The sequence below is a fragment of the Variovorax sp. W2I14 genome, from assembly GCF_050435205.1.
In the GTDB taxonomy this organism is placed as follows: Bacteria; Pseudomonadota; Gammaproteobacteria; order Burkholderiales; family Burkholderiaceae_C; genus Variovorax; species Variovorax paradoxus_C.
Genome location: NZ_JBNDJX010000001.1, coordinates 6756643 through 6781848 on the forward strand (window position 1 = coordinate 6756643; position 25206 = coordinate 6781848).

23 protein-coding genes and 1 tRNA gene are annotated in these 25206 nt (G+C 65.2%); 19 read left to right on the forward strand and 5 right to left on the reverse strand.

The window, feature by feature from the left end:
• The first annotated feature begins 515 nt into the window (after positions 1-515).
• From QF040_RS31485 to QF040_RS31515, 7 genes are all read left to right on the forward strand, one after another.
• A complete protein-coding gene (locus tag QF040_RS31485) occupies positions 516-1229 on the forward strand; it encodes a LuxR C-terminal-related transcriptional regulator (protein WP_429614721.1) in 714 nt (237 codons plus the stop codon).
• Between the two features lie 181 nt (positions 1230-1410).
• A complete protein-coding gene (gene petA / locus QF040_RS31490) occupies positions 1411-2028 on the forward strand; it encodes a ubiquinol-cytochrome c reductase iron-sulfur subunit (protein ID WP_013539740.1) in 618 nt (205 codons plus the stop codon).
• Positions 2029-2042: 14 nt separating this feature from the next.
• Positions 2043-3479 (forward strand): cytochrome b, encoded by a 1437-nt coding sequence (locus tag QF040_RS31495; protein WP_013539741.1) that lies wholly within the window; start codon positions 2043-2045, stop codon positions 3477-3479.
• A 39-nt stretch (positions 3480-3518) separates the two neighbouring features.
• The gene (locus tag QF040_RS31500; protein ID WP_429614200.1) at positions 3519-4304 is read left to right on the forward strand and encodes a cytochrome c1; all 786 of its coding nucleotides are present in this window, start codon (positions 3519-3521) and stop codon (positions 4302-4304) included.
• A 95-nt stretch (positions 4305-4399) separates the two neighbouring features.
• Complete coding sequence (locus QF040_RS31505; RefSeq protein ID WP_013539743.1) at positions 4400-5011, forward strand: glutathione S-transferase N-terminal domain-containing protein; 612 nt, start codon at positions 4400-4402, stop codon at positions 5009-5011.
• A 33-nt stretch (positions 5012-5044) separates the two neighbouring features.
• Positions 5045-5611, forward strand: coding sequence for a ClpXP protease specificity-enhancing factor (locus tag QF040_RS31510; protein ID WP_429614201.1), 567 nt, complete (start codon positions 5045-5047; stop codon positions 5609-5611).
• Between the two features lie 45 nt (positions 5612-5656).
• Positions 5657-5732, forward strand: a tRNA-Thr gene (locus QF040_RS31515).
• Positions 5733-5803: 71 nt separating this feature from the next.
• Here the strand turns inward: QF040_RS31515 and QF040_RS31520 are convergent.
• Positions 5804-6610, reverse strand: coding sequence for an SDR family NAD(P)-dependent oxidoreductase (locus QF040_RS31520; RefSeq protein ID WP_429614202.1), 807 nt, complete (start codon positions 6608-6610; stop codon positions 5804-5806).
• Positions 6611-7253: 643 nt separating this feature from the next.
• Here QF040_RS31520 and QF040_RS31525 point away from each other — a divergent pair.
• Positions 7254-7898, forward strand: coding sequence for a LuxR C-terminal-related transcriptional regulator (locus QF040_RS31525; RefSeq protein WP_429614203.1), 645 nt, complete (start codon positions 7254-7256; stop codon positions 7896-7898).
• Entirely contained in the window at positions 7891-9342 is a 1452-nt protein-coding gene (locus QF040_RS31530; protein WP_429614204.1) for a sensor histidine kinase, read from the forward strand. The genes QF040_RS31525 and QF040_RS31530 overlap by 8 nt, the downstream gene beginning before the upstream one ends.
• An 880-nt stretch (positions 9343-10222) precedes the next feature.
• Here the strand turns inward: QF040_RS31530 and recJ are convergent.
• Together recJ and QF040_RS31540 are read right to left on the reverse strand one after the other, a co-directional pair.
• On the reverse strand, positions 10223-11944 hold the full coding sequence (gene recJ, locus QF040_RS31535; RefSeq protein WP_307643546.1) for a single-stranded-DNA-specific exonuclease RecJ: 1722 nt from the start codon (positions 11942-11944) through the stop codon (positions 10223-10225).
• The gene (locus QF040_RS31540; RefSeq protein ID WP_429614205.1) at positions 11941-12903 is read right to left on the reverse strand and encodes a hypothetical protein; all 963 of its coding nucleotides are present in this window, start codon (positions 12901-12903) and stop codon (positions 11941-11943) included. The genes recJ and QF040_RS31540 overlap by 4 nt, the downstream gene beginning before the upstream one ends.
• A 55-nt stretch (positions 12904-12958) precedes the next feature.
• Between QF040_RS31540 and QF040_RS31545 the strand changes: the two genes are divergently transcribed.
• Both QF040_RS31545 and lolD read left to right on the forward strand, forming a co-directional pair.
• The gene (locus QF040_RS31545) at positions 12959-14215 is read left to right on the forward strand and encodes a lipoprotein-releasing ABC transporter permease subunit (protein ID WP_013539751.1); all 1257 of its coding nucleotides are present in this window, start codon (positions 12959-12961) and stop codon (positions 14213-14215) included.
• Positions 14208-14885, forward strand: a complete 678-nt coding sequence (gene lolD / locus QF040_RS31550; protein WP_257864688.1) for a lipoprotein-releasing ABC transporter ATP-binding protein LolD — start codon at positions 14208-14210, stop codon at positions 14883-14885. The genes QF040_RS31545 and lolD overlap by 8 nt, the downstream gene beginning before the upstream one ends.
• 125 nt (positions 14886-15010) lie before the next feature.
• Here the strand turns inward: lolD and QF040_RS31555 are convergent, their stop codons facing one another.
• Entirely contained in the window at positions 15011-15808 is a 798-nt protein-coding gene (locus tag QF040_RS31555; RefSeq protein WP_429614206.1) for a sigma-70 family RNA polymerase sigma factor, read from the reverse strand.
• A gap of 54 nt (positions 15809-15862) precedes the next feature.
• Between QF040_RS31555 and QF040_RS31560 the strand changes: the two genes are divergently transcribed.
• The gene (locus QF040_RS31560) at positions 15863-16456 is read left to right on the forward strand and encodes an ATP-dependent Clp protease proteolytic subunit (RefSeq protein WP_429614207.1); all 594 of its coding nucleotides are present in this window, start codon (positions 15863-15865) and stop codon (positions 16454-16456) included.
• 15 nt (positions 16457-16471) lie between these two features.
• Here QF040_RS31560 and QF040_RS31565 read toward each other — a convergent pair whose 3' ends face one another.
• A complete protein-coding gene (locus QF040_RS31565) occupies positions 16472-16858 on the reverse strand; it encodes a RidA family protein (RefSeq protein ID WP_013539755.1) in 387 nt (128 codons plus the stop codon).
• A 190-nt stretch (positions 16859-17048) separates the two neighbouring features.
• Here QF040_RS31565 and QF040_RS31570 point away from each other — a divergent pair, with 190 nt between their 5' ends.
• The 7 genes from QF040_RS31570 to QF040_RS31600 all read left to right on the forward strand — a co-directional run bounded on the left by QF040_RS31570 (position 17049) and on the right by QF040_RS31600 (position 25204).
• Entirely contained in the window at positions 17049-18632 is a 1584-nt protein-coding gene (locus tag QF040_RS31570) for an ABC transporter substrate-binding protein (RefSeq protein ID WP_429614208.1), read from the forward strand.
• A gap of 214 nt (positions 18633-18846) precedes the next feature.
• The gene (locus QF040_RS31575; RefSeq protein ID WP_429614209.1) at positions 18847-19905 is read left to right on the forward strand and encodes a lactonase family protein; all 1059 of its coding nucleotides are present in this window, start codon (positions 18847-18849) and stop codon (positions 19903-19905) included.
• 8 nt (positions 19906-19913) lie between these two features.
• Positions 19914-20867 carry an ABC transporter permease gene (locus QF040_RS31580; protein ID WP_429614722.1) on the forward strand — a complete coding sequence of 318 codons (954 nt, stop codon included), beginning with the start codon at positions 19914-19916 and terminating at the stop codon, positions 20865-20867.
• 3 nt (positions 20868-20870) lie between these two features.
• On the forward strand, positions 20871-21710 hold the full coding sequence (locus QF040_RS31585; protein WP_307599051.1) for an ABC transporter permease: 840 nt from the start codon (positions 20871-20873) through the stop codon (positions 21708-21710).
• Positions 21710-22756 carry an ABC transporter ATP-binding protein gene (locus QF040_RS31590; RefSeq protein WP_429614210.1) on the forward strand — a complete coding sequence of 349 codons (1047 nt, stop codon included), beginning with the start codon at positions 21710-21712 and terminating at the stop codon, positions 22754-22756. The genes QF040_RS31585 and QF040_RS31590 overlap by 1 nt, the downstream gene beginning before the upstream one ends.
• 160 nt (positions 22757-22916) lie before the next feature.
• Positions 22917-23894 carry an ABC transporter ATP-binding protein gene (locus tag QF040_RS31595; RefSeq protein WP_429614723.1) on the forward strand — a complete coding sequence of 326 codons (978 nt, stop codon included), beginning with the start codon at positions 22917-22919 and terminating at the stop codon, positions 23892-23894.
• Positions 23891-25204, forward strand: a complete 1314-nt coding sequence (locus QF040_RS31600; protein WP_429614211.1) for an amino acid deaminase — start codon at positions 23891-23893, stop codon at positions 25202-25204. Before QF040_RS31595 ends, QF040_RS31600 begins: the two co-directional genes overlap by 4 nt.
• The last annotated feature ends 2 nt before the right edge of the window (positions 25205-25206 follow it).

The following is a 25206-nucleotide window of genomic DNA, read 5'->3' on the forward strand; positions in this document are numbered from 1 at the left end:
TCGAAGTGAGGTCGGGTTTCATTGCGTTACCCGATGCAACCAATGCTAGGAACCGTGGCGCCGATGAACATCACCGGGATCGGTAGTTCTTGGCCTATGTCTTCGACAGCCGCGCTGCCCGTGGCGCAAGTGAAAGCCTGTTGAAAGCCAATGCGCATGCGGGGTTGGTCGGGCCGCGCAGAGGCAATGCCGCATCGAGATGACGGTTCCCGATGCGTTCCGAAGGGGCGCGATGCTACGTAACACGCGCGGTCACAAGTGCGTAACAGCAGCGCCAAAACAAGCCTTGGAGGCCCCGACGGAAGCGCGCCGACGCCCCTCGTTCCTGGCTAATTTCCCAATGAAATCAAGGTGCTTGTCACCTTGACGCACTCGGCTCGGCCGGTGTGCTTTCGTGCGGGCATCGTTCCTGCGGTATCTGAAACGAAAGTCAACATTTGGAAGCTACCTTGCGTAGCAAGAGGGACGTGCGCGTGGCCATCAATCTTTCCAGTCATCCTTTGAGAACGGCGCCGATGTCGTCGGCGTCGCAGCTCTCGTACGTGAGCACTTTTCACGGTGCACTGATCGTCGAGGAAGACCCCGACGTGGCCGCCCGGCTGCGCCGCATATTGGGTAACCTTGCGCCCGGCCGCCGCGTCGTGGTTGCATCCACGCGCGCCGAGGCGTGCAACCTGCTGGCCTCGCTGCCCTACGACCTCCTGCTGGTCGGCATGTGCCTGCCGGGCAGCGACGGCGTGTCGCTGATCCGCCATGTGCGCGAGACGTACCGGCATATCGAGACCGTCGCGATGTCGCCCACCGACGACCACGAACTGGTGAACGCCGCGATCTCCGCGGGCGCCGTCGGCTACCTGCTGACGGAAGCGGACGACGCCGAACTTTCTTTCCTGTTGCGCTCGATCGAGCGCGGCGGCGCGCCGATGGACTCGCGCGTCGCGCGGCGCATCCTTGGGCTGATCGCCGCATCGGCGAAGACGCGGACGATCGAGCCGATCCGGACCGTTCCTCTTGCCGAGCCGCCGTCGGCACCGGCCCGGCTCTCGCCGCGCGAGCTCAAGGTGCTGCGGCTGATTGCGCAGGGATGGAGCAACCGGCAGATCGCGGAGGCGGTCTACCTGTCGGTCAACACGATCGAGTTTCACGCCAAGAGCATCTATCGGAAGCTCGCGGTCAAGTCGCGGACCCAGGCGGTCCACGAGGCGATGCAGCACGGCCTTCTGAACTGAAGGCTGCCCGGTCGAGCCACCGCGGCCCCGCCGCTCGGCATGTGTGGTGCGCGTTCCACGGACGCGCCGCGCCGGCCATCGTTCGCCGGCCACGCGCATGGCAGCCATTGAATATCCCTTCAGCGCCCCGCTACAATCGCGGGTTGACCCCTGCTCCAGCGAAGAAGACAAGAGGATCCCCATGAGTGACATGACCTCCGGCTCGCCCCGGATCGACACAAGCAAGCGGACGTGGTTGATCGCATCCAGCTGTGCCGGCGTAGCGGGTGGCGTGGCCACCGTAGTTCCATTTGTGAGTACTTTCCAGCCGTCAGAGAAGGCCAAGGCCGCCGGCGCTGCTGTCGAAGTCGACATTTCGGGCCTCAAGGTTGGCGAGAAAATGACCGTCGAATGGCGCGGCAAGCCGGTCTGGATCCTCAAGCGCTCGCCCGAGCAGGTCGCGGAGCTCCCCAAGCTGGACGGCCAACTGGCCGACCCGCTCTCCAAGCGCCACCCCGACGAATTCACTCCCAAGTACGCCCAGAACGAGCATCGCTCGATCAAGCCCGATGTGCTGGTCGTGGTGGGTATCTGCACCCACCTGGGCTGCTCGCCGGTGGACCGCCTGCAGGCCGGCCCCCAGCCTTCGCTGCCGGCCGACTGGGAAGGCGGCTTCCTCTGCCCTTGCCACGGTTCGACGTTCGACCTGGCCGGCCGCGTCTTCAAGAACAAGCCCGCGCCCGACAACCTGCCTGTGCCTCCGCACATGTACCTGTCGGACACCAAGCTCCTGATCGGTGAAGACTCCAAGAAGGCCTGAGGCAGAAGAAGAACATGGCTGAATTCCACGAAATTTCCCCCAATGCGCCGGCTGGCGAGAAGCTGCTCAACTGGGTCGACAACCGCTTCCCGCTGACCAAGCTCTGGAACGACCAGTGGGGCAAGTACTACGCGCCGAAGAACTTCAACTTCTGGTACATCTTCGGCTCGCTGGCAATGCTGGTCCTGGTGATCCAGATCGTCACCGGCATCTTCCTCGTCATGCACTACAAGCCCGACGCGAACCAGGCGTTCGCATCGGTCGAGTACATCATGCGCGACGTGCCCTGGGGCTGGCTCATCCGCTACATCCACTCGACGGGCGCCTCTGCGTTCTTCGTCGTGGTGTACCTGCACATGTTCCGCGGCCTCATGTACGGCAGCTACCGCAAGCCCCGCGAGCTGATCTGGGTGTTCGGCTGCGCGATCTTCCTGTGCCTCATGGCCGAAGCCTTCATGGGCTACCTGCTGCCCTGGGGTCAGATGTCCTACTGGGGTGCCCAGGTGATCGTGAACCTGTTCGCCGCCATTCCGTTCATCGGTCCTGACCTGGCCCTCCTGATCCGCGGCGACTACGTGGTGAGCGACGCCACGCTGAACCGCTTCTTCAGCTTCCACGTGATCGCCGTGCCGCTGGTGCTGCTCGGCCTGGTGGTGGCTCACCTGATTGCGCTGCACGAAGTGGGTTCCAACAACCCCGACGGCATCGAGATCAAGGCCAACCGCGGTCCCGACGGTCATCCGCTCGACGGCATTCCGTCGCATCCGTACTACACGGTGCACGACATCTTCGGCGTGGTGGTGTTCCTCACGATCTTCTCGGCGGTGATCTTCTTCGCGCCCGAAGCCGGTGGGTACTTCCTCGAGTACAACAACTTCATCCCGGCCGATTCGCTGAAGACGCCCAACCACATCGCCCCGGTCTGGTACTTCACGCCGTTCTATTCGATGCTGCGCGCGACGACCGACGACATGGTCAACGTGTTCGCGTTGATCATCGGCCTGGCTGCCATCCTGAACTTCGTCAAGGGCAAGTCGGGCACGGCGCTGAAGATCGCGATCGTCGTCGTGGCGGCCGTGGCCATCTTCCTGCTCAAGGCCTTCGACGCCAAGTTCTGGGGCGTGGTCGTGATGGGCGGTTCGGTCATCATCCTGTTCTTCCTGCCGTGGCTCGACCACAGCGAAGTCAAGTCGATCCGCTACCGCCCGAGCTGGCACAAGTATGTGTATGGCGTCTTCGTCTTCCTCTTCCTGATCCTGGGCTACCTGGGCATCCAGCCGCCCGGCGTCTGGGGCAACCTGGTCATCGGCTCCTTTGCCCTCGACATCGCCCAGACCATCTCGCAGATCGGCACGCTCTTCTACTTCGGCTTCTTCCTCTTGATGCCCTGGTGGAGCCGCAAGGGCGAATTCAAGCCCGTGCCCGAGCGCGTGGTCTTCGCCGCGCATTGAGACGAGACACGAGAAGTGCAAGAGCTTGAGAGAAACACGATGAAGAAAAGAATTTCCGGCTGGCTCGCGGTCATGGCTACCTTGGGTCTGGCGCTCGGGCTGACCTTCTCCGCCCCCGCATCGGCCGAATCGGGCGGCCTGGCTTGGGACAAGGCGCCCAACAAGACGACCGACGTGCAGGCCCTGCAGAACGGCGCCAAGCTGTTCGTCAACTACTGCCTCAACTGCCACTCGGCCGCCTTCATGCGCTACAACCGCCTGCAGGACATCGGCATCACCGAGCAGCAGATCAAGGACAACCTTCTGTTCACGACCGACAAGGTCGGCGAAACCATGAAGGCCAACATCGACGCGCGCCAGGCCAAGGAGTGGTTCGGTACCACGCCGCCCGACCTCACGCTGGTCGCGCGTTCGCGTGCCGGCCACGGCGGCACCGGCGCCGACTACCTCTACACCTTCCTTCGCACCTTCTACCGCGATGACACCAAGGCCACCGGCTGGAACAACCTCGTGTTCCCGAGCGTCGCCATGCCGAACCCCCTGTGGGAACTGCAGGGCGAACGCCGGCCGGTCTACACCAAGGTCGAGCAGCACGGCCATGCCACCGAAGTCTTCACGGGCAAGTGGGAGCAGGTCACGCCTGGCACCCTGACGCCGGTGCAGTACGACAATGCCGTCGGCGACCTGGTGAGCTATCTGCAGTGGATGGCCGAACCCGCGCAGAACACCCGCATCCGTATCGGCGTCTGGGTCCTGCTGTTCCTGGCCATGTCGGTGGTTTTTGTGTGGCGACTGAACGCCTCGTACTGGAAAGACGTCAAGTAGTTCCGTCCACGCCGACCGGTTGCCTCGTGCATCCGGTCCCACAGAGTGGGTTGCCAACGCGACCCACTCTTTTTGATTTTTAGGAGTCTCTCGCCATGATGGTCTTGTATTCAGGAACGACCTGCCCCTTTTCCCACCGCTGCCGCTTCGTTCTGTTCGAAAAGGGCATGGACTTCGAGATCCGCGACGTCGATCTCTACAACAAGCCCGAAGACATCAGCGTGATGAATCCGTACGGCCAGGTGCCGATCCTGGTCGAGCGCGACCTGATCCTGTACGAGTCGAACATCATCAACGAGTACATCGACGAGCGCTTCCCGCATCCGCAACTGATGCCCGGCGACCCGGTCGACCGCGCCCGCGTGCGCCTGTTCCTGCTCAACTTCGAGAAGGAACTGTTCGTTCACGTCTCGACGCTGGAGAACCGCACCACCAAGGGCAACGAGAAGACCATCGAAAAGGCCCGCTCGCACATCCGCGACCGCCTGACGCAACTGGCGCCCGTGTTCCTCAAGAACAAGTACATGCTGGGCGACAACTTCTCGATGCTCGACGTGGCCATCGCGCCGCTGCTCTGGCGCCTCGATTACTACGGCATCGACCTCAGCAAGAACGCGGCACCGCTGCTGAAGTACGCCGAGCGCATCTTCTCGCGCCCCGCGTACATCGAAGCGCTGACGCCTTCCGAAAAGGTCATGCGCAAGTAAAAGCTGCGTCCAAGTCCCGTTCTCTGCTCTTTCATGATCAACGCGCTCGAGTCGTCTTCCACCCGCCCGTACCTCATCCGGGCGCTGTACGAATGGTGCACCGACAACGGGTTCACGCCCTATGTCGCGGTGCAGGTCGACGACACCGTCCAGGTGCCGCGCGAGTACGTGAAGAACGGCGAGATCGTGCTCAACATCAGCTTCGATGCGACCAGCTCGCTCAAGCTGGGCAACGATTTCATCGAGTTCAAGGCCCGTTTTGCGGGCAGTGCACGCGAGATCAGCGTGCCGGTGGGGCGCGTGATCGCGATCTATGCGCGCGAGAACGGACAGGGCATGGCGTTCCCCGCGCCAGCGCCTGCGGTCGACAGCGGCAACGATGTGCCGGCCTCGCCGACGGGTCCGGCACGCATGCCTTTGCGTGACGCCTCGCGCGGCACCGAAGGCGATGCCGGCAAGATCGTTCACCTGGTCACAGGTGAAGAAGGTGGTGAAGTGGTCGATGCCGACTCTGCCGGCGCGTCCACCGACCCCGTCGACGAGCCGCCGCGCCCGCCGGTCGGTGGCGGTTCGAGGCCCTCGCTCAAGCGCATCAAGTAGGCGCTTGCAACGGGCTACTAGAATCACGCACTCCGAAGAAATTCAGCCGCTTTAGCTCAATTGGTAGAGCACCCGCCTTGTAAGCGGAAGGTCGTCAGTTCGATTCCGACAAGCGGCACCAAACCCGAAAAGCCCTCCCGCGGTTCTCCGCCCGGAGGGCTTTTCTTTAGGCGACAGATGAGCAAGAGGTGGCTACGACAGCACCGTCTTCCGCTCCGCACTCCCCGGCTCCGCCAGCTTGCGATGCTGCTCCGCCAGCTTCGGCCCCGGCATCACCCGCGACAGCGCCACCTGCATCTTGTTGCGCCATCCGGCGATCACGCCGCTTTCGCCCTTCATCATCGCGTCGAAGCCGGCCTTGGCCACTTCCGCCGGGTCGGCCTTGTCGGTCTGCTGGCCGACGCGTGTGTCGAGCATGTCGGCGCGCGCGAAGAAGTGGGTGTCGGTCACGCCGGGCATGAGGCAGCTCACCGAGACGCCGGTGCCTTTCAGTTCGTTGCGCAGCGCCATCGCGAACGAGTCGATGAACGCCTTGCTGCCGTTGTAGACCGCCTGGAAGCTCCCCGGCTGGAAGCCCGCGATCGAGCCCGTGATGAGGATGCGCCCCTGGCCCGCCTTGCGCATCTCGCGGCCCACGCACTGCACGAGGTAGATCGTGCCGGTGATGTTGGTGTTGATCACATGCTGCACGTCGTGAAAGTCCTGGTCGAGAAAGCCGCGGCCGAGGCCGTGGCCCGCATTCGCGAACAGCGCGTCGATGGGCCGGCCCTCGGCGGCGGCCAGCAGCGCGTCGACGCCGTCGCGCGTGGCGAAGTCGGCGCGCACCGACACCACGTTCGCGCCCAGCACGCGCAACTCGGTCTCGGCCTGCTCCAGGGGCTCGTCCGCACCGATGAGGAGGTCGTAGCCGTTGCGCGCAGCGAGCAGCGCGAGTTGAAAGCCGATGCCGGACGAGGCGCCCGTCACCAGGGCAAGGGGGCGAAGGTCTGTGGTTTCCATGTCGGTCTCCTTGGGAAAGTTGAACGAAACGAAGCGCGCCGCGCCCGCTGTGCTTCGGGCTTGATTGCGGGCTGGACTGGGCTGCCTGCATTCGAAAAACTACCGTAAAACCTTGCGATCCGTCGCGCGTAGGAATGCGTGCCGAATCTGCGCCCGCCATGTCGTGGGCTCGCGGCGTTCAGCGCGGAAACGACGCGCCGCTGCTGTATGGAAACGCCGGTTGGTTGCTTAGATAAAAGTAGTCAATTCCATTTGAGAAATCGCATCGCCGCCAAGCCATAGTTCACAGTTATTCTTCCCAATTGACATTGTTTGCTTTTAGTAAAGTAGCGGGCATGGATGAACTGATCGAAGCACGCCGCGCAGCGCTTCACGATGTCATCGACGACGCGGGTCGCCCCAGCAAGGTCTCCGCAAAACACGGCTCGACGCCACCCCACATGAGCCTCCTCTCCCCACCTGATTGCCACGGGCTCCACGCCTCCCGGGCGGGCAAAGCGCGTGCAACCGGCCGATCCTCCATCTGCCGCTGGCCCGGCGAATTGCCGCGCTGGTCCCGCCGCCGACCTTCGAGCCACGCGGCGGGCATTGCAATACCTGAGCTCCATTCGGCAGAACAAAAACACCCCGGCGAGAAATACCGATGATCAACGTCCTGTTCATAGAAGACCAACCTCTGGTGTCGGAAGCGACGGCAGAAAAAATTGCGAGAAGTCCGCTCGTCGCCAATATCGAGGTCTGCAACAGCGCCGACAAGGCGCTGCTTGCATTGAAGGCAACGCCCGACCGATGGGGCTTGATCCTGCTCGATCTGGACGTGCCCGGCGCGGTCGGCCTTTCGCTGGCCATGGAAATCAAGAAGCTGGGCAAGGAGGGGATCACCTGCATCCTGACCGGCACGCACCGGACGGACTACATCGCCCAGGCCAAGGCCAGCGGCTTCCAGGGCTACGTCCTCAAAGCCATCGAAATCAAGGAGCTCGAGGCGAGTCTGGACAAGGCGATTGCGGGCGAGAAGGTCTTTCCCGAATTGCCCGACCTGGGCGCGAATCCGAACGCCATCCGGCTGACCAACCGCCAATGCCAATGCCTCGAATTCGTCGGTGCGGGGCGCTCCACCAAGGAAATCGCGCGATTGCTGTCATTGCACCCGGGAACGGTCAATTACCACATCGATTCCGCCATGGAAGCGCTGGGCGTGAAATCGCGCGCACACGCCGTTCAGAAGGCATTGCAACTCGGGCTCCTGGCAGGTTTCGCCACGAGGAGCAGCGATGGGAATGCTTGAGGAGCTCCTCCGGGGCTTCACCAACAACAAGAGCGAGCCGCTCGACGAATCGCTGATGGAAAAGCAGGGGCGGCTTTCCCGCTCCCTGATTCACGCGACGCTGGCGCACCGTCATCTGGCGGAGCGCCAATTCTTTGTCCAGCAGGTTGCCTACTGGATCACGATCTTCGGGCTCCTGGTCGCGGAGGCGAGCGCGCCGATTCTCGATTCGGCATCGATGTGGACCTGGCTTGCGGTCTCGGTCGTGACCTGGCTGATTCGCGTCGCGCTTTTCTGGCCGCTCACGCAATTGCCGCCGGCCGTCGTCAAGAAATCACTCGGGCTCAAGCTGATCCCGATCGTCATCATCGTCATTGCCTGCCTGTACTGGATCTGGACCATCCATTTGTTCGTGGGGCCGGTGCTCACGGTGCGCGTGTTGATCATGTGCATCGGCCTGCTCAGCATCAGCGTGTCGATGACCGGCATGTGGCCGGTGACCCCCATTGCCGTGGTTCTTTACAACGTGCTGCTGTGGGGCGCTTTTTCGGCCAATCTGTATTCCAACGGCGTGGCGAGCCTGTCGGTCATCGTGGCGCTCGACATGGGTGTGCTGGCCGTGTTGTGGCTGAATATTTTCATTGCCGTTCGCCAGCTCAACGACTTGCTCGCGCGCACCCATGAAGCCAGTCAATTGGTGAACCAGCTCGAAATTGCCAACGACAAACTCGAACGACTGAAGGACACCGCATACAAGACGCTCGACACCCGCTCGGAATTCTTTGCGGGCGCGAGCCACGATTTCCAGCAGCGCCTGCATGCCGCGAAATTGTGGGTGCTGTCCGCCATGGCGGCGACCAAGACGCATCAATCCGCGGAATCGACGCTCGATAGGCTGGGGCAGGAAATCGATGCGCTTCAGATCTATATCAACAATATTCTCGAATTTGCGCGAATTGAAGCGCTCGACGCCGGGGTGAAGATCCGGGCCACGGAAATTCAATCGCTGTTTCAAAAACTCGATCTGCATTTCGAGAAAATCGCCGAGCGCGATGGCGTGCAATTGCGGTTTCGCATTGCGAGAATTACCGTGGGCACCGATGCTTCCATGCTGCTGCGGATGCTTGAAAATCTGGTTTCCAATGCCCTGAAATACACCAAGAACGGTGTGCTGGTGTGCGCCCGCAGAACGTCGAGGGGCGCATCCATCGAAATCTGGGACCAGGGCCCCGGAATCAAACTCGAAGCGCGGCAGCGGATTTTTGACGCTTTTCATCAGGAAGAGGTCGACGACCAGAGCCGTACCAAGGGCGTGGGATTGGGCTTGGCCATCGTGAAGCGATTTGCCACGCGCCTCAATTACCGTATTGAAGTCAAATCGGTGATGGGGCAGGGGACACTTTTCAGAATTCTCATACCGAGGGAATTCGTGATAGGGCCGGGTGCGAGCGAAAATTCCCGGTGATTTGAATTGGTCGAGTGAATTTTAATTGCCGACGATTCTTGGGTAAATATCGCGCTGGCTTTTAATTGATGCGCAATGCATCAAATCGGCTTGGCGATAACGGACTATCGTCACCCTTGTCAGGCCACAACGCACCCAACTCCGCGTCGATGTTCGCGGCCAGAAGAGCTCGGCACTGCAGCACCGCGGCCCGCCAGAGGGAATACGCAGAATTCACTGGTGTTGCGCAATGGCGCGTATACGGAAGTTTTATTTCCAATCGAAAGCCGTTCTTCTACGCAGCGCAATTGCACCGGTCACGGCCCGACTGGTATTAGTCATTAGTTGTTTGAAATTCAGTTGTCTCTAAAGTCACGGCGTGCGCGCATCGAAGGCGCGGGGAGAGAACGCAATGCAGGCCGCATCGGGCGCAGATCCTGGGAGGGAGCGTGACGACTTTTTCTGTCCACGGACGGAGGAGCGATTGCTTCGATGGGGCCGGCTTGTGAATCAGGGAGGTGCTGCGAGGAGGGGGGTTGACGCTGTGGACATCGACGGGTTGCTGCTTCGGAATTCGGAGACGCTGCTTGCGCATTCCCTTGCGACGGAGGCCAGCCGCAGGGCGGAAGGTTTCCTCATGGGAATGTGCGTGGTCGTTGTCTACAGCTGGGCGTTGGTCGTGTCGGTGTCTTTGTACGTGCGATGACTCCGGGGGAGCGCGGGTGCAACCCGTCGAACGGTGCTCCGACGAGCATTCGACCGCTTGCATCTGCCGGCTTGCATGTGCTTGAACATGGCAATCGGCGCGACTGAACGCAGTCTCCCCCCTCCAACCAGGTAATCAAGGCAATCCAGGTCCTCCGCAGAGGCCTGGTTCCTTTTTCTTCTTCTTCTTCTTCTTCTAGAACTCCGCCCCCTCGACCAGGAAGCGCAGGCGCCGCACGCCCTGCCACTCGTCCGCATCGAGCCGGAACGCGAGCTTCACCTTCGGCGGCAACGGTTCGGTGTGGCTGAACCAGATCGCATCGATCGGCTGGCCCTGGTGCCGCAGCTTGAGCGCCAGGTGCTTTTCGCCCACGAGGCGCTGCGACACCACTTCCACCTCTTCGCTGAAGGTCGGCGGCGCGAAACCTTGTCCCCACACCTCGCGGTGCAGCGTGTCCACGAGGTCGATGCGCATGTACTCGCGCGCGATAGGCCCGTCGGTCTCGATCTGGCGGGTGAGCGCCGATGCCGCCAGCCACTCGCCGGCCACCTGCGCGAGCGCCTGCTCGAAGGTCTTGAAATGCTCGCGCGCCACCGTGCAGCCCGCCGCCATCGCGTGGCCGCCGAAGCGCAGCAGCACGCCCGGATGGCGCTTGGCCACGAGGTCCAGCGCATCGCGCAGGTGAAAGCCCGGAATCGACCGGCCCGAGCCCTTCAACTCCTGCTCCTTGCCCGGCGCGCCGCTCGCGGCGAACACGAAAGTCGGGCGATGGAAACGGTCCTTGATGCGCGAGGCCACGATGCCGACCACGCCTTCATGGAAGTTCGCATCGAACACGCTGATGGCCGGCGGCGGCGCTTCGATGCCTTCGCCGTCGGTGGCGAAAAGCGATTCGGCCAGCAGCAGCGCCTGGTCGCGCATGCCGCCCTCGATGTCGCGCCGCTCGCGGTTGATGCCGTCGAGCATGCGCGCGAGTTCGTCAGCGCGGCCGGCGTCGTCGGTCAACAGGCATTCGATGCCCAGCGTCATGTCGGCCAGGCGCCCGGCCGCGTTGATGCGCGGGCCGAGGGCAAAGCCGAAGTCGAAGGTGGTGGCGACCGACGCCGTGCGGCCAGCGGCCTTGAAGAGCGCGGCCACGCCCGCGGGCATCGCGCCCGCGCGGATGCGGCGCAGGCCCTGTGCGACGAGGCGGCGGTTGTTGGCATCGAGCTTCACCACGTCGGCGACCGTGCCGAGCGCGACCAGCGGCAGGAGTGCGTCTAGCTTGGGCTGCGATGCCACGTCGAACACGCCGCGCGCGCGCAACTCGGAGCGCAGCGCGAGCAGCACATAGAACATGACGCCGACGCCCGCGATGCTCTTGCTCTCGAAATCGCAGCCGGGCTGGTTCGGATTCACCAGCACATCGGCGATGGGCAGTTCGGGGCCGGGCAGATGGTGATCGGTCACCAGCACCTGCAGGCCGCGCGCCTTGGCAGCCGCGACGCCTTCGACGCTTGCGATGCCGTTGTCGACGGTGATGAGCATGTCGGCGCCGCTGTCGGCCACGCGTTCGGCAATCGGCGGCGTGAGGCCGTAGCCGTCGACCACGCGATCGGGCACGAGGTAGCTCACGTGCTTCGCGCCGAGCAAGCGCAGGCCGCGGACGCCGACCGCGCAGGCGGTGGCGCCGTCGCAGTCGTAGTCGGCGACGATGCAGAGGCGCTTGTCCTGCGCCATCGCGTCGGCCAGCAGCACGGCGGCTTCGCGCGTGCCGCGCAGGGTGTCGGGAAGCAGCAGGCGGGCGAGGCCGTCGTCCAGCTCGTCCTTGGCCATCACACCGCGCGCGGCAAAGAGGCGCGCGAGCAGCGGGTGAACGCCGGCCTGCTCGAGGGCCCAGACGGTGCGCGGGGGAATATCTCGGGCGATGATCTTCACAGCGACTCCAGCACCGCGGCGGCGCGTGTGCGGTCGAACAGGCTCTTCGCCCAGCGCGCGAGGCCGCGCTGCTGCACGGTGTAGTGCTGCGCGGCGCGGTCGCCGCAGAGCGTGAGCGTCACATCGGCGCCGCGCGTGTAGTCGGCCAGCAGCGAGGCGATGGCGCCGGCATCCAGCGCTTGCCAAGCCTCGGCCCAGGCCATGCCGTCGTCGCGCAGCGCGGCGATGCGCAGCGCGTCGCTCACGGTTGGCGCGGGCGCTGTCGGCGTGGCGCCTTTCATGGCGCCGGTCCCGCTGAGCCAGAAGGAGTTGATCGGCGGCACGCCGCGCGCGGCGCGGTCGTCGTTCACGCGCTGCGTGTAGAGCAGCATCTGCATCTCGTTCTGCAGGCGGCGGAGAGACCGCGCCGAGTCGCCCAGCGGCGACCACTGCGAAATCGGGTAGCCCACCGCGCGGTCGATGGAGGCCGTGGCGAGGCCATCGAAGATGCGCGCGCGAGCGAGCCAGCGGCCCGGCGTGGGCGAGGCGTGCAGCGCGATGCCGTCTTCCTCGAAAAACGGGCGGGCGACCTCCAGCAGGGCGGCCGATTCGGCGGCATCGATCTCGATGGCGGCCGGATCGCCCAGCGCCACGTCGTCGATGCCGACCTGCCAGTTGCACAGCGTGACGACGCCCCAGCCTTCGGCGTCGTCGGGGGCGGCAAGGCCGGCCTCGCGGGCTTCGAGCGCGGCCCACGGGATGCAGCCGTCGTCAGCGGCGATGCCCAGCGCCTTGGCGAGCGCCCGCTCGTGCGGAGGCGAGTGCGTGCTTTCGTCCTGCGTGTCGGTGTCCGCGAGGGAGAGGCGGGAAAGCAGGGATTCGAGATTCGGGAGCTTGAGTGCCGGCAGAGCGGCGCGGCAGGCCGGGGAACCGCGGCCGGCGAAGGGGATCAACAAGTGACGTGGGGGGTGTTCGGCCATCCCTCTATTGTCCCGGAAGCCCCCAAACGTTTCGGGATGCCACAATCCCGCCCCTATGCGACTCCCATATGAACTGCAGCTCGGCTGGCGCTATACGCGCGCAGGCCGGGCGACGCGGCGCAACGGCTTCATCTCCTTCATCTCCGGTGTCTCGATGCTCGGCATCGCGCTGGGCGTGGCGGCGCTGATCATTGTGCTCAGTGTGATGAACGGCTTCCAGAAAGAGGTGCGCGACCGCATGCTCGGCGTGGTGTCGCACATCGAGATCTTCTCGCGCGACGGGCAGGCGCTGCAGAGCCTGGACGAAATCATGGCCGCCGCGCGCAAGAACCCCGAGGTCATCGGCGCGGCTCCCTTCATCAACACGCAGGCGCTGATTGCGCGCGGCGAGGACATGAAGGGCGCGATCGTCCGCGGCATCGACCCGAAGCTCGAACCCGAAGTGACCGACACCGGCGGCATCGCGAGCAAGGGCACCTTCGACAAGCTGGTGCCGGGCGAGTTCGGCATCGTGCTGGGCGTCGAACTCGCGCGCTCGATGTTCGTGCAGCCCGGCGACAAGGTCACGCTGGTGGCGCCGGGCGGCCAGGTGACGCCGGCCGGCGTGGTGCCGCGCCTGAAGCAGTTCACCGTGGTGGGCACCTTCGATTCGGGCCACTACGAGTACGACTCGGCGCTGGCGATGGTCCACGAGCAGGACGCGGCCAAGGTGTTCCGCCTCGAAGGCCCGACCGGCATCCGCCTGAAGCTCAAGGACCTGAACGAGGCCCGCGACGTGGCCGACCAGCTGGCCGTGAGCCTGCCCGGCGAATTCCTGATCCGCGACTGGACGCGTCAGAACAAGACCTGGTTCGCGGCCGTGCAGGTCGAGAAACGCATGATGTTCATCATCCTCACGCTGATCGTGGCGGTGGCGGCCTTCAACCTCGTGTCCACGCTCGTGATGACGGTGACCGACAAGCGCGCCGACATCGCCATCCTGCGCACGCTGGGCAGCTCGCCGCGCAGCATCATGGGCATCTTCGTGGTGCAGGGCGCGATGGTGGGCGTGATCGGCACCGTGGCCGGCCTCCTGCTGGGCCTGGGCATCGCCTACAACATCGACGTGATCGTGCCCTTCCTCGAACAGCTCTTCCATGCGAGCTTTTTGCCCAAGGACATCTACCTGATCAGCAAGATGCCGAGCGACCCGCAGCAGAGCGACATCATGCCCATCGCGATCATTTCCCTCGTCCTCGCCTTCCTGGCCACGCTGTACCCGAGCTGGCGCGCCAGCCGCGTCAACCCCGCGGAGGCGCTGCGCTATGAGTGAAGTCGTTCTCAAGGCACGTGGTCTCACCAAACGTTTTCACGAAGGCCGCATCGACCTGACGGTGCTGCATGGCGTGGACCTCGATGTGCATGCCGGCGAAACGTTGGCCATCGTCGGCGCATCGGGCTCGGGCAAGAGCACGCTGCTGCACCTGATGGGCGGGCTCGATGCGCCGACCTCGGGCAAGGTCGAACTGCTCGGCAAGGACATCGCGCATGCGGATGCCGCGGAGCAGGGGCGGCTGCGCAACCAGCACCTCGGTTTCGTCTATCAATTCCATCATCTGCTGCCCGAATTCAGCGCGCTGGACAACGTGGCGATGCCGCTGAAGATCCGCCGCGTGGAATCGTCTCAGGCGGCGGAGTCGGCTCGCAAGATTCTCACGAGCGTCGGCCTGGGCGAGCGCGTGCAGCATCGCCCGGCCGAGCTCTCGGGCGGCGAGCGCCAGCGCGTGGCGATTGCACGTGCGCTGGTCACGCAACCCGCGTGCGTGCTGGCGGACGAGCCCACTGGCAATCTGGACCGCAGCACGGCTGACACGGTGTTCGATTTGATGCTCGACCTGGCGCATCGCCATGGCACGGCCTTCGTGATGGTCACGCATGACCAGGAGCTGGCGAAGCGTTGCGACCGGGTGTTGCAGCTGGTGGCGGGTCGGCTCGCCGGCTGAGTTTTTGTCTTTCTCCCTCCCCTTCCGGGGGAGGGCGGGGGTGGGGGCGCAGCGGCCTTCAACGCCGTGCAGCCTCGAAGGCCGCGCGTGCCCCCATCCCAACCTTCCCCCAGAGGGGGAAGGAGCTAATACAACGCTTCTTCGGCCTGCCGCGCATCCAGCGGCAACACGCACAACACCTTCCCACCCAAGGTCAGCACGAGGCCAAGCTGTCCGCCCATCTGCATCACCTGGCAGACGGCACGCGGCGCATCGGACCTCGGCGATGTCGTCATCGACATGGCGAGTGCACGCGTCGGCGGCTGCCGCAGCATCGCGAACAGCGTTCGTGCATCGCGGTCATGCAGCGCCTGTCGATACACATGGAAGACCGCTTCAGCGCCGCGCTCTTCCAAGTCCCTGTCGTCCTGCCGCAGCCTCAGCAGCGCGCGATGCAACTGTTGCCGGCAAGCCGCCTCGGTCTTGCCGCTGGCCTGCGCGATTTCCTTGAAGCTGGCTTCGAACACCTCGCGCAGCAGCACCGCGGCGCCATCGGCTGGGCTCAGCCGCGTGGCCAGCAACCGCAGGGCGCGATCGATCTCCTGGGCCATCGCGGCGCGGTCTTCCGTCGAGGTGGTTTCAGGAGGCGCAGCCGATGCCTTCGCATCGGAAAGCCACTGCTGCATCCAGTTGCGCCGCCGCAGCCGGTCGATCGCGAGGTGCTGCATGACGGTGGTCAGCCAGGCCTGGGCTGCATCGAGGGTGGGCTGATCGCCTGCCTCTAGCGCGCGCAGGTAGGTGTCCTGCACCACATCCTCGGCTTCGGCCTGTCCGCCCAGCATGCGCGCCGCTGCGCGAACCAGTCGGCTTCGCAGTGCCGGCAATTGCGAGAGATAGCGTTCATCGAGCATCGGCGCAGCTTGCCACAGCCCCCGCAATGTCACGAAACTGTGGCCTTGTTCGTCAAGACAGTTCAACCACAGGAGTTTTTCTTGATCATGGAAACAGACGACGACACCCAGCCCGCGGCCACGGCCGAGCCGCGCAACTCCTATCTGGAGGAAAAAGCGTTCAAATCGCGCACGCTGCTGATCTTCGGCAGCATCACCGATTCGGTGGCCGCCGACGTGACGCGCCGGCTCATCGCGCTGGACGCCGACAACGCCGACAAACCCATCGACATCCTCGTGAGCTCGCCCGGCGGGCACCTGGAGTCGGGCGATGCGATCCACGACATCGTGCGTTTCATCAGCGCGCCGGTGAACATGATCGGCACCGGCTGGGTGGGGAGCGCCGCCACGCACCTCTTTCTCGCGGCCCCGTGCGAGCGACGCGTGTGCCTGCCGAACACGCGCTTTTTGATCCATCAGCCCAGCGGCGGCGCGGGCGGGCAGGCGACCGACATCGCGATTCAGGCGCAGGAAATCATCAAGGCCCGCCAGCGCATCGCGCACGAGATCGCGCGCGAGACGGGCAAGCACATCGACGTGGTGCTGGCCGACATCGAGCGCGACCGCTGGCTCTCGGCCGAGGAGGCGGTGGAATACGGGCTGGTCTCGCGGATCATCCAGCGCAAGACCGAGCTGAAGTAGTCCGCGATCGGTCGATCACTTCGGCTTGTAGGCGACGACGTCGATCTCGACCTTCGCATCGACCATGAGGCGCGCCTCGGTGGTCGAGCGCGCCGGCTTGTTCTCGCCGAAGTAGCTCATGTAGATGCGGTTGAAGGCACCAAAGTCGCGCGCGTCGTGCAGCCAGACGGTGCTCTTGCACACGTCGTCGAGCGTGGCGCCGGCCAGCGCGAGCACTTTCTTCAGGTTCTCCATCACCTGGCGCGTCTGCGCCTCGATGCCGCCCACCACGATTTCGCCGTCGGCATTGGCGGGCACCTGGCCCGACACATAGATGAAGTCGCCCGCGCGCACGGCCGGGGAGAAGGGGCGGGCCTGGCGGTCCGAGGCGACGGGCGGGGCGCCGAGGTATTCGAGGGGCATGGGAGGACTCCTGAGATGAAAGAAGTGAAAGGAAACCGGATCGCAAGTATCGATCCAATCTGAAAATCTATTTCAGAATAGCCCTCAAACAAGGGTTAACACGGATGATTTGGCATGGTTGATGCTTCAAAGTCCGGGCGGAAAAGAAAATTTCTTTCATAACCTAGCCTGCCCCACGAAGGAGTTCCCCATGCCCCATGCCGCCAACGCCGGTCTTGCCCGGCGCCTGCCCAAGCTGTCCAAACGCGGCCTGCTGGGTGCGTCTCTGCTCGCGATGCTGTGCGCCGCGCTGCCGCATCAGCAGGCGCAAGCCCAGGCGCCGCGCAACTTCGCCACGCTCGCGATGGTGGCCGAGCCGCAGACGCTCGACCCGATGGCATCGACCGCCGACCTGGTCGGAACCATCATGCAGCACGTGTACGAGACGCTCTACACCTTCGACGCCAAGTGGAACGTGGTGCCGATGCTGGCCGAGACGATGCCGAAGATCTCGGCCGACGGCAAGACCTACGCCATCACGTTGCGCAAGGGCGTGATGCTGCACAACGGCCGCGAGCTCAATGCCGACGATGTGGTGGCGAGCCTGCAGCGCTGGATGGATCAGTCGCCACGCGGCAAGGCCGTGGGCAAGGAAATCGAGAGCCTGAAGGCCAAGGGCCCGCTGGGCGTGGAGATCGTGCTGAAGGCGCCGTATGCGCCGCTGCTCTCGCAGCTCGCACTGCCCAGCGGCATGGCCGCGATCATGGCGAAGGACTCGATCGCATCGCCGCTGAAGGAGTTCGTCGGCACCGGCCCCTACAAGTTCAAGGAGCGCCGCCCCGACCAGTTCGTGCTGCTCACCCGCTTCGACAAGTACGCCGCGCGCAAGGAACCCGCGAGCGGCTACGGCGGCAAGCGCGAAGCGGCCATCGAGGAACTGCGCTTCGTGCCCGTGCCCAATGCCAGCACGCGCGTCGAAGGTGCGCTCGCGGGCCAGTACGACTTTGCCGACCTGCTGCCGGTCGAAGCGCTGCCGCGCCTGGAGAAGTCGGGCGGCAAGACCGTGCCGATCATGACGCCGTCGTTTGGCTTCCCCTACCTCGTGCTCAACACCAAGGAAGGCGTGGCCGCGAGCCAGCCGGTGCGCCAGGCGATCCAGACCGCGCTCGGCGAAGGCGAGATGCTCGCTGCCGGTTTCGGCGACACGCGCTTCTTTGTGGCGGAAGCCAACCACTTCCCCAAGGGCTCGCCGTTCTATTCCACCGCCGGCGGCGACCAGTACAACCAGCGCAACGCCGCCAAGGCCAAGGAACTCGCGGGCAAGGCCGGCTACAAGGGCGAGCCGATCCGCGTGCTCACCAGCCGCCAGTACGACTTTCACTACAACATGTCGCTCTTGATGGCCGAGCAGCTCAAGCGCGCGGGCTTCAAGGTCGACCTCAACGTGGTCGACTGGGCCACGCTGGTTCAGCGCCGCAACGACGCCAAGCTCTGGGACATCTACGTGACCCACTCGGGCCAGTTCCCCGAGCCGATGCTCTCGCCGCCGCAACTGGGCGACGGCGCACCGGGCTGGTGGGACTCGCCCGCCAAGAAGTCGGCGCTGCAGGCCTTCAACGTCGAGAGCGACCCTGCCAAGCGCGGCGCGCTGTGGGGCAAGGTGCAGCAGGTCGTCTACGACGAAGTGCCGTACATCAACGTCGGCAAGTTCAATGGCCTCTCGGCCAAGAGCCCGGCGCTGGACAACTACCAGCCCGCGACCTGGCCGTTCTTCTGGAACGCGAAGATCAAGTAAGCAGGAGCCGCAGCCATGCCATCGCGTCGCCAACTTCTGCAAGCCAGCGCACTGGCCTCCGGTCTCGGAGCCCTGGGTCTCACTGCCTCTACCGCACAGGCCGCCAATGCCGGTCCCGTGTACGCCTACGTCGGCACCTACAGCGACGGCGGCAAGCCGTGGCGCGGCGGGCGCGGTCTCGGCGTTCACCAGTTCGTGGTGGACGGCGCGACCGGTGCGCTCAAGCCCATCCCCGGCGCGCCCGCCGGCCGTTGCGAGCACGGGCAGCGATGCCAAGCTGCGCAACCCCGCATCGCTCGCGCGGCACCCGAAGCTGCCGATGCTCTACGCGGCCAACGAGTTCGAGGCTGGATCGGTCTCGGCCTTCCGTATCGGCGCGAACGGCGCGTTGTCGTTCGTCGCCGAGATGGCCTGCGGCGGCAAGGACCCGGCGTACATCAGCGTGCATCCCGATGGGCGCTTTCTCTTCACCGCGAACTACGCGAGCGGCGACGTCAGCGTGATCGCGCTGCGCGCCGACGGCGGCTTTGATTCGGATGTTGCCGCTGTCGTCTACAAGGACGCGGCCGCCTGCGGTGCCACGCCCTGCAAGCCCGGCGCCGACGTGGTGCCGGCCGCGGCCCGATCGCACGAAGGTTTTGCCACGAGCGACCACGACGGCCCGCATGCGCACATGGTGCACAGCGACCCGGGCGGCAACTTCGTGCTGGTCGCCGACCTGGGGCTCGATCGCGTGATCTCGTACCGCTTCGACCGCATCACCGGCGTGCTGAGCGCGCCGAGCACGGTCGCCGTGTCCGAGAGTTCGGGCGCGCGCCACTTCATCTTTCATCCGAACGGCAAGTGGCTCTACCTCGTGAACGAAGAGGCCTCGACCATCGCCTTCATGCGCTACGACGGCGCCACCGGCGTGCTCACGCTGGTGAGCGAAACCTCGGCACTGCCGGCAGGCTTCAAGGGCACGAGCTACGCCTCGGGCATCCGCATGCTGCCGGACGGCCAGCACTTCGTGTCGCTGAACCGCCTGCACGATTCGATCTCGCTCTTCAGGATCGATGCCCGCACCGGCGCACCCACGCTCGTGCGCGAGGAATGGACGCGCGGCAATTACCCGCGCAGCTGCACGCTCGATCCGAGCGGGCGCTTTCTTTATGTGTGCCACAACAAGCAGGGCGACAACGTCACGGTATTCCGCGTGAAGAAGGGCGACATCCAGTTCACCGGCCAGTACGTGGCCGTCGGCAGCGCAGCGGCCATCGAGTTCTCGTCGTGATGATGAAGATGAAGAGCGCTTCGCTCCGCTACATCGCCTCCCGCGCGGGCGGCATGCTCATCGTGCTCGCCATCGTGGCGGTGCTGGTCTTCGTGCTCACGCGCGCCGCATCGGGCGACCCGGTCTCGGTGCTGCTGGGCGACCAGGCCACAGCCGCCGACATCGCGCGCGTGCAGAAGGAATACGGCCTCGACAAGCCCCTGCCCGTGCAGTTCGGCTACTGGCTGCGCGAAGTGCTGCAGGGCAACCTGGGCACCTCGATCTTTCTGCAGCGCCCCGTGACGCAGGCGCTGTGGGAGCGCGCCGAGCCCACCACGCTGCTGGCGCTCATGGCCGTGGCCATCGCCGCGCTGATCGGCGTTCCTTGCGGCATCGTCTCGGCGGTGTTCCGCGGGCGCGTGGTCGACCAGCTCTTCACCGGCATCGCGATGCTCGGGGCGAGCATTCCGAGCTTCTGGCTGGGCATCGTGCTGATCCAGATCTTCGCGGTGTCGTTCGGCTGGTTCCCGGTGTCGGGCTACGGCGCGCCCGATGCGCCGTTCATGGAGAGGCTGCATGCACTGGTGCTGCCGGCGACGGTGCTGGGCCTTTTGAACTCGGCGCTCATCATCCGCTTCACGCGGGCCTCGATGCTCGATGTGCTGGGTGAAGACTATGTGCGCACCGCGCGCTCCAAGGGCCTCAGCGAGAGCAAGGTGGTGCTCAAGCATGCGCTGCGCAATGCGCTGGTGCCCATCGTCACGGTGATCGGCCTGACGGTCGCGTTGATGATCGGCGGCGCCGTCATCACCGAGACGGTGTTCGGCCTGCCCGGCGTCGGCAACCTCGTGGTGAGTGCGGTGCTGCGGCGCGACTACCCCGTCATTCAAGGTGCGCTGCTCGTGATCGCCGCGATCTACGTGCTCATCAATTTCTCCATCGACCTGCTGTATGCGGTGGTCGATCCGCGCGTGAAGGTCTGAGCCGTGCAGATGCCAAGAATGCTCCGCCAGTTGATGCACCGCCGCATCGTGATGGTCTCCGCGCTGGTGCTGCTGGTGATCGCCGTGCTCGCCATCGGTGCGCCGCTGTTCGCCTCCATCGATCCCAACGACACCGCAGTGCTCGACCGCCTGAAGGCGCCGAGCGCCGAGCACCTGCTCGGCACCGACGAACTGGGCCGCGATCTCTATTCGCGCATCGTGCACGGCGCGCGCTACTCGCTCGCCATCGCCGCGCTCACCGCGCTGGGTGCAGTCGTCGCCGGCACGGTGCTGGGCCTCATGGCCGGATTCTTCCGGCGGCTCGATACGCCGCTCATGCGCGTGGTCGACGCGATGATGTCCTTCCCCGACATCTTGCTAGCCATCGCACTGGTCGCGATCCTCGGGCCCTCGCTGATGAACACCGTGCTCGCGCTGGTGCTGGTCTACACGCCGCGCGTGGCGCGGGTGGTGCGGGCTTCGACACTGGTGGTGCGGGAACTCCTGTTCGTCGAAGCCGTGCGGGCCCTGGGCGTTCGCACCTCGCGCATCCTGTGGCGGCACATATTGCCGAACCTGATGTCGCCGATCCTGGTGCAGGTGTCGTTCATCTTCGCCTACGCCATCCTGGCCGAGGCGGGGCTCTCGTTCCTCGGCGTCGGCGTGCCGCCCGAGATCCCGACCTGGGGCACCATGGTTGCGGGCAGCCAGCAGTACGCGCACCAGGCCTTCTGGGTGGTGCTGTTCCCGGGCCTCGCGATCATCTTCACGGCGCTCTCGCTGCAATTGCTGGGCGATGGCGTGCGAGATCTGCTCGACCCCAAGCTCAAGAAGACCTCGTGATGACGAACGCCAACAACACGCCACACACGCCACGCCTCACGGTCAGCAACCTGAGCACCAGCTTCCCTACCGAAGACGGCCTGATCCGCTCGGTGGCCGATGTGAGCTTCTCCATCCAGCCGGGCAAGACGACCGCGCTGGTCGGCGAATCGGGCTCGGGCAAGTCGGTCACCAGCCTCACGCTGATGCGCCTGCTGCCCAAGACCGCGAACGCGCAGGTCAGCGGCTCGGCCTCTTTCGTCACGCGCGAAGGCAAGACGCTCGACCTCTTGAAGATCGGCGAACCCGAGATGCGGTCGCTGCGCGGCAACCAGCTGTCGATGATCTTTCAGGAGCCGATGACCAGCCTGAATCCGGTCTTCACCATCGGCGAGCAGATCGCCGAGAGCGTGCGGCTGCACAAGGGGCTGGACCGCAAGTCGGCGCTCGCGCATGCGCTGCGCATGCTGGAGCTGGTGGAGATTCCTGCGGCGGCGCAGCGCATCCACGAGTACCCGCACCAACTCTCGGGCGGCATGCGCCAGCGCGTGATGATCGCGCTCGCGATGGCCTGCGATCCGACGCTCTTGATCGCCGACGAGCCCACCACCGCGCTGGATGTGACCATCCAGGCGCAGATCCTCGAACTCATGCGGCGCCTGCAGGCCGAGACGGGCATGAGCATCCTCTTCATCACCCACAACCTGGGCGTGGTGGCGCACCATGCCGACGATGTGGTGGTGCTGTATGGGGGCCGCGTGGTCGAGAGCGCGCCGGTGCGGCCGCTGTTCGCGCAGCCTGAGCATCCGTACACGCAGGGCCTGCTGGCCTGCCTGCCGGGCAAGGCGCGGGTGCCTGGGCAGCCGAAGCCCAAGCGCTTGTTTGCGATTCGTGGGCAGGTGTCGAGCCCGCTGGCCCCACCGCCCGGCTGCGCCTTCGAGCCGCGCTGCGACCTGGCGCTGCCCGAATGCAGCGTGGCAATGCCGCCGCTGATCGAGACGCACCATGGGCGCGAAGCGCGCTGCGTTCGCGTGCAGCCGGCCCAGCCTTTGGTGAGAGCCGCATGAGAAGCGCACCGCCTGGCGTGTTGCTCCTTCCCCTTTCGGGGGAAGGCTGGGATGGGGGCAAGCGGCGTTCGTTCGGCGCAGTGCTTCATCCCGTGCCGTCGTGCCCCCACCCCAACCCTCCCCCGGAAGGGGAGGGAGCCAATACAAGAAGCCCACGATGATGACCACCGCAGCTCCCCTCATCGAAGTCCGCAGACTCAAGAAATACTTCGGCAGCAGCGACCGCCCGGTGCGCGCGGTCGACGACGTGTCCTTCGCCATCCACCCCGGCGAGACCCTCGGCCTGGTCGGCGAATCGGGCTCGGGCAAGAGCACCATCGGCCGCACCGTGCTGCGGCTGGTCGAGCGCACCGAGGGCCAGGTTCTCTACCGCGGCGACGACATCGGCGCGCTCTCGGGCGAGCGCATGCGGAAGCTCCGCAGCAAGCTGCAGATCATTTTTCAGGACCCGTACGCGAGCCTGAATCCGAAGATGCGCATCAGCGCGATCCTCGGAGAGGCGCTGTCCACGCACGGGCTGCACAAGGGGGCAGCGGCGCGCGACAAGCGCATCGCCGAGCTGCTCGAGACCGTGGGCCTTCGTGCCGAGCATGCGAGCCGCTTCCCGCACGAGTTCTCGGGCGGGCAGCGCCAGCGCATCGGCGTGGCGCGGGCGCTTGCCGTCGAGCCGGAGTTCATCGTGGCCGATGAGCCGCTGTCGGCACTCGACGTATCGATCCAGTCGCAGGTCATTAACCTGCTGGCCGACCTGCGCGAGCGCCTGGGCCTCACCATGCTCTTCATCTCGCACGACCTCGATGTGGTCGAGTACCTGTGCGACCGGGTGGTGGTGCTGTACCTGGGCAAGGTGATGGAGGTGGCCGAGACCGACGAGCTGTTCGCGCGGCCCTCGCATCCCTACACCCAAGCGCTGCTCGCTGCGAGCCCGAAGCCCGATCCGACGCTCGCGACCGAGCGCATTGCCCTGAGGGGCGACATTCCCAGCCCCATCTCGCCGCCTTCGGGCTGCGTGTTCCGCACGCGCTGCCCGCACGCCATCGAGGCCTGTGCGCAGACCGTGCCGCCGCTCGAAGAAATTTCTCCCGGACACTACAGCGCCTGCATCCGCAAGGAACTGCTCTCCAACATCGCCGCATGACGACCATGACAGACACCGCTACCAAAGCCAACTTCAACGACCCGCTGCTGGGCAGCAACTTCAAGGGCTACCCGCGCACCCAGCCGCCGCGCCTGCGCAGCGAAATCGGCGTCGCCGGCTGGAACGTGCTGGCCGGCGACCTGCCGCTGCCGCTGGCAATGCTCAAGCGCGAGGCGCTGGAGCACAACCTCGCGTGGATGCAGTCGCGCGTGCGCGAATGGGGCATCGACCTTGCGCCGCACGGCAAGACGACCATGTCGCCACAGCTCTTCCAGCGCCAGCTCGATGCGGGCGCGTGGGGCCTGACCTTCGCCACCGTCACGCAATTGGCCGTGGGCGTGGCGGCCGGGGCGCGTCGCACGCTCATCGCCAACCAGGTGGTGAGCGACGAAGACCTCGCGGGCATCCAGTTGCTGCTGAGCGCGAATGCGGGTTTGCGCATCGTGTTCCTGGTCGATTCGCTCGCGCAGCTCGCGCTCATCGAAGACTGGGCCAAGCGCCACACAGCGAGCGTGCCCTTCGAAGTGATGATCGAGATCGGCGTCGAAGGCGCGCGCACCGGTTGCCGCACGCACGAAGAGGCCGTGACGCTCGCCACGCGCCTGCGCGCAAGCGATGCGGTCAAGCTCGTCGGCATCGAGACTTACGAAGGACAGGGCGCCACCGGCGTCAGCGAGCCCGACACCGCGTATGCCAACACGCTGATGGACCGCGTCGAAGCCATCGCGCGCCACTGCGACACGCAGAAGCTCTTCGAGACCGACGAGGTGCTGGTCTCGGCCGGCGGCTCGGCGATCTTCGACCTCGTGGCCGGGCGCCTGAAGCCCGCGTTGGGTTCTCCGGTGCGGGGCTTGCTGCGCTCGGGTTGCTACGTCACGCACGACCACGGCTTCTACAAGCGCATGGTCAGCGCGGTGGACGAGCGCCTGGGTTGCGACTGCGGCGAAAGCCTGCGTCCCGCCATGGAAGTCTGGGCCACGGTGCAATCGCGCCCCGAGCCGGGGCTCGCGATCCTTGCCGTGGGCAAGCGCGACATCTCGTTCGATCTCTCGATGCCGGTGCCCATCGGACGCGCAGCACGCGGCGCGCGCAAAGCAGAGGCCGTGCCCGCCGGCTGGAAGATCACCGCACTCAACGACCAGCACGCGTACCTGCGCTGGGATGCAAACGAGGAAACGGAGGCGCCCAAGGTCGGCGACCGCGTCGGCCTCGGCATCTCGCACCCCTGCACCACCTTCGACAAATGGCACTGGATGCCCATCGTCGAGAACGACTACCGCGTGAGCGACGCCGTCGCCATGCATTTCTGAAA

Excerpts from the sequence above, each read along its gene's own strand:
- QF040_RS31485 (WP_429614721.1), top strand. The coding sequence starts at position 516 with ATGTCGTCGGCGTCGCAGCTCTCGTACGTGAGCACTTTTCACGGTGCA.
- petA (WP_013539740.1), top strand. The coding sequence starts at position 1,411 with ATGAGTGACATGACCTCCGGCTCGCCCCGGATCGACACAAGCAAGCGG.
- QF040_RS31495 (WP_013539741.1), top strand. The coding sequence starts at position 2,043 with ATGGCTGAATTCCACGAAATTTCCCCCAATGCGCCGGCTGGCGAGAAG.
- QF040_RS31500 (WP_429614200.1), top strand. The coding sequence starts at position 3,519 with ATGAAGAAAAGAATTTCCGGCTGGCTCGCGGTCATGGCTACCTTGGGT.
- QF040_RS31505 (WP_013539743.1), top strand. The coding sequence starts at position 4,400 with ATGATGGTCTTGTATTCAGGAACGACCTGCCCCTTTTCCCACCGCTGC.
- QF040_RS31510 (WP_429614201.1), top strand. The coding sequence starts at position 5,045 with ATGATCAACGCGCTCGAGTCGTCTTCCACCCGCCCGTACCTCATCCGG.
- QF040_RS31520 (WP_429614202.1), bottom strand. The coding sequence starts at position 6,610 with ATGGAAACCACAGACCTTCGCCCCCTTGCCCTGGTGACGGGCGCCTCG.
- QF040_RS31525 (WP_429614203.1), top strand. The coding sequence starts at position 7,254 with ATGATCAACGTCCTGTTCATAGAAGACCAACCTCTGGTGTCGGAAGCG.
- QF040_RS31530 (WP_429614204.1), top strand. The coding sequence starts at position 7,891 with ATGCTTGAGGAGCTCCTCCGGGGCTTCACCAACAACAAGAGCGAGCCG.
- QF040_RS31540 (WP_429614205.1), bottom strand. The coding sequence starts at position 12,903 with ATGGCCGAACACCCCCCACGTCACTTGTTGATCCCCTTCGCCGGCCGC.
- QF040_RS31545 (WP_013539751.1), top strand. The coding sequence starts at position 12,959 with ATGCGACTCCCATATGAACTGCAGCTCGGCTGGCGCTATACGCGCGCA.
- lolD (WP_257864688.1), top strand. The coding sequence starts at position 14,208 with ATGAGTGAAGTCGTTCTCAAGGCACGTGGTCTCACCAAACGTTTTCAC.
- QF040_RS31560 (WP_429614207.1), top strand. The coding sequence starts at position 15,863 with ATGGAAACAGACGACGACACCCAGCCCGCGGCCACGGCCGAGCCGCGC.
- QF040_RS31565 (WP_013539755.1), bottom strand. The coding sequence starts at position 16,858 with ATGCCCCTCGAATACCTCGGCGCCCCGCCCGTCGCCTCGGACCGCCAG.
- QF040_RS31570 (WP_429614208.1), top strand. The coding sequence starts at position 17,049 with ATGCCCCATGCCGCCAACGCCGGTCTTGCCCGGCGCCTGCCCAAGCTG.
- QF040_RS31580 (WP_429614722.1), top strand. The coding sequence starts at position 19,914 with ATGAAGAGCGCTTCGCTCCGCTACATCGCCTCCCGCGCGGGCGGCATG.
- QF040_RS31590 (WP_429614210.1), top strand. The coding sequence starts at position 21,710 with ATGACGAACGCCAACAACACGCCACACACGCCACGCCTCACGGTCAGC.
- QF040_RS31595 (WP_429614723.1), top strand. The coding sequence starts at position 22,917 with ATGACCACCGCAGCTCCCCTCATCGAAGTCCGCAGACTCAAGAAATAC.
- QF040_RS31600 (WP_429614211.1), top strand. The coding sequence starts at position 23,891 with ATGACGACCATGACAGACACCGCTACCAAAGCCAACTTCAACGACCCG.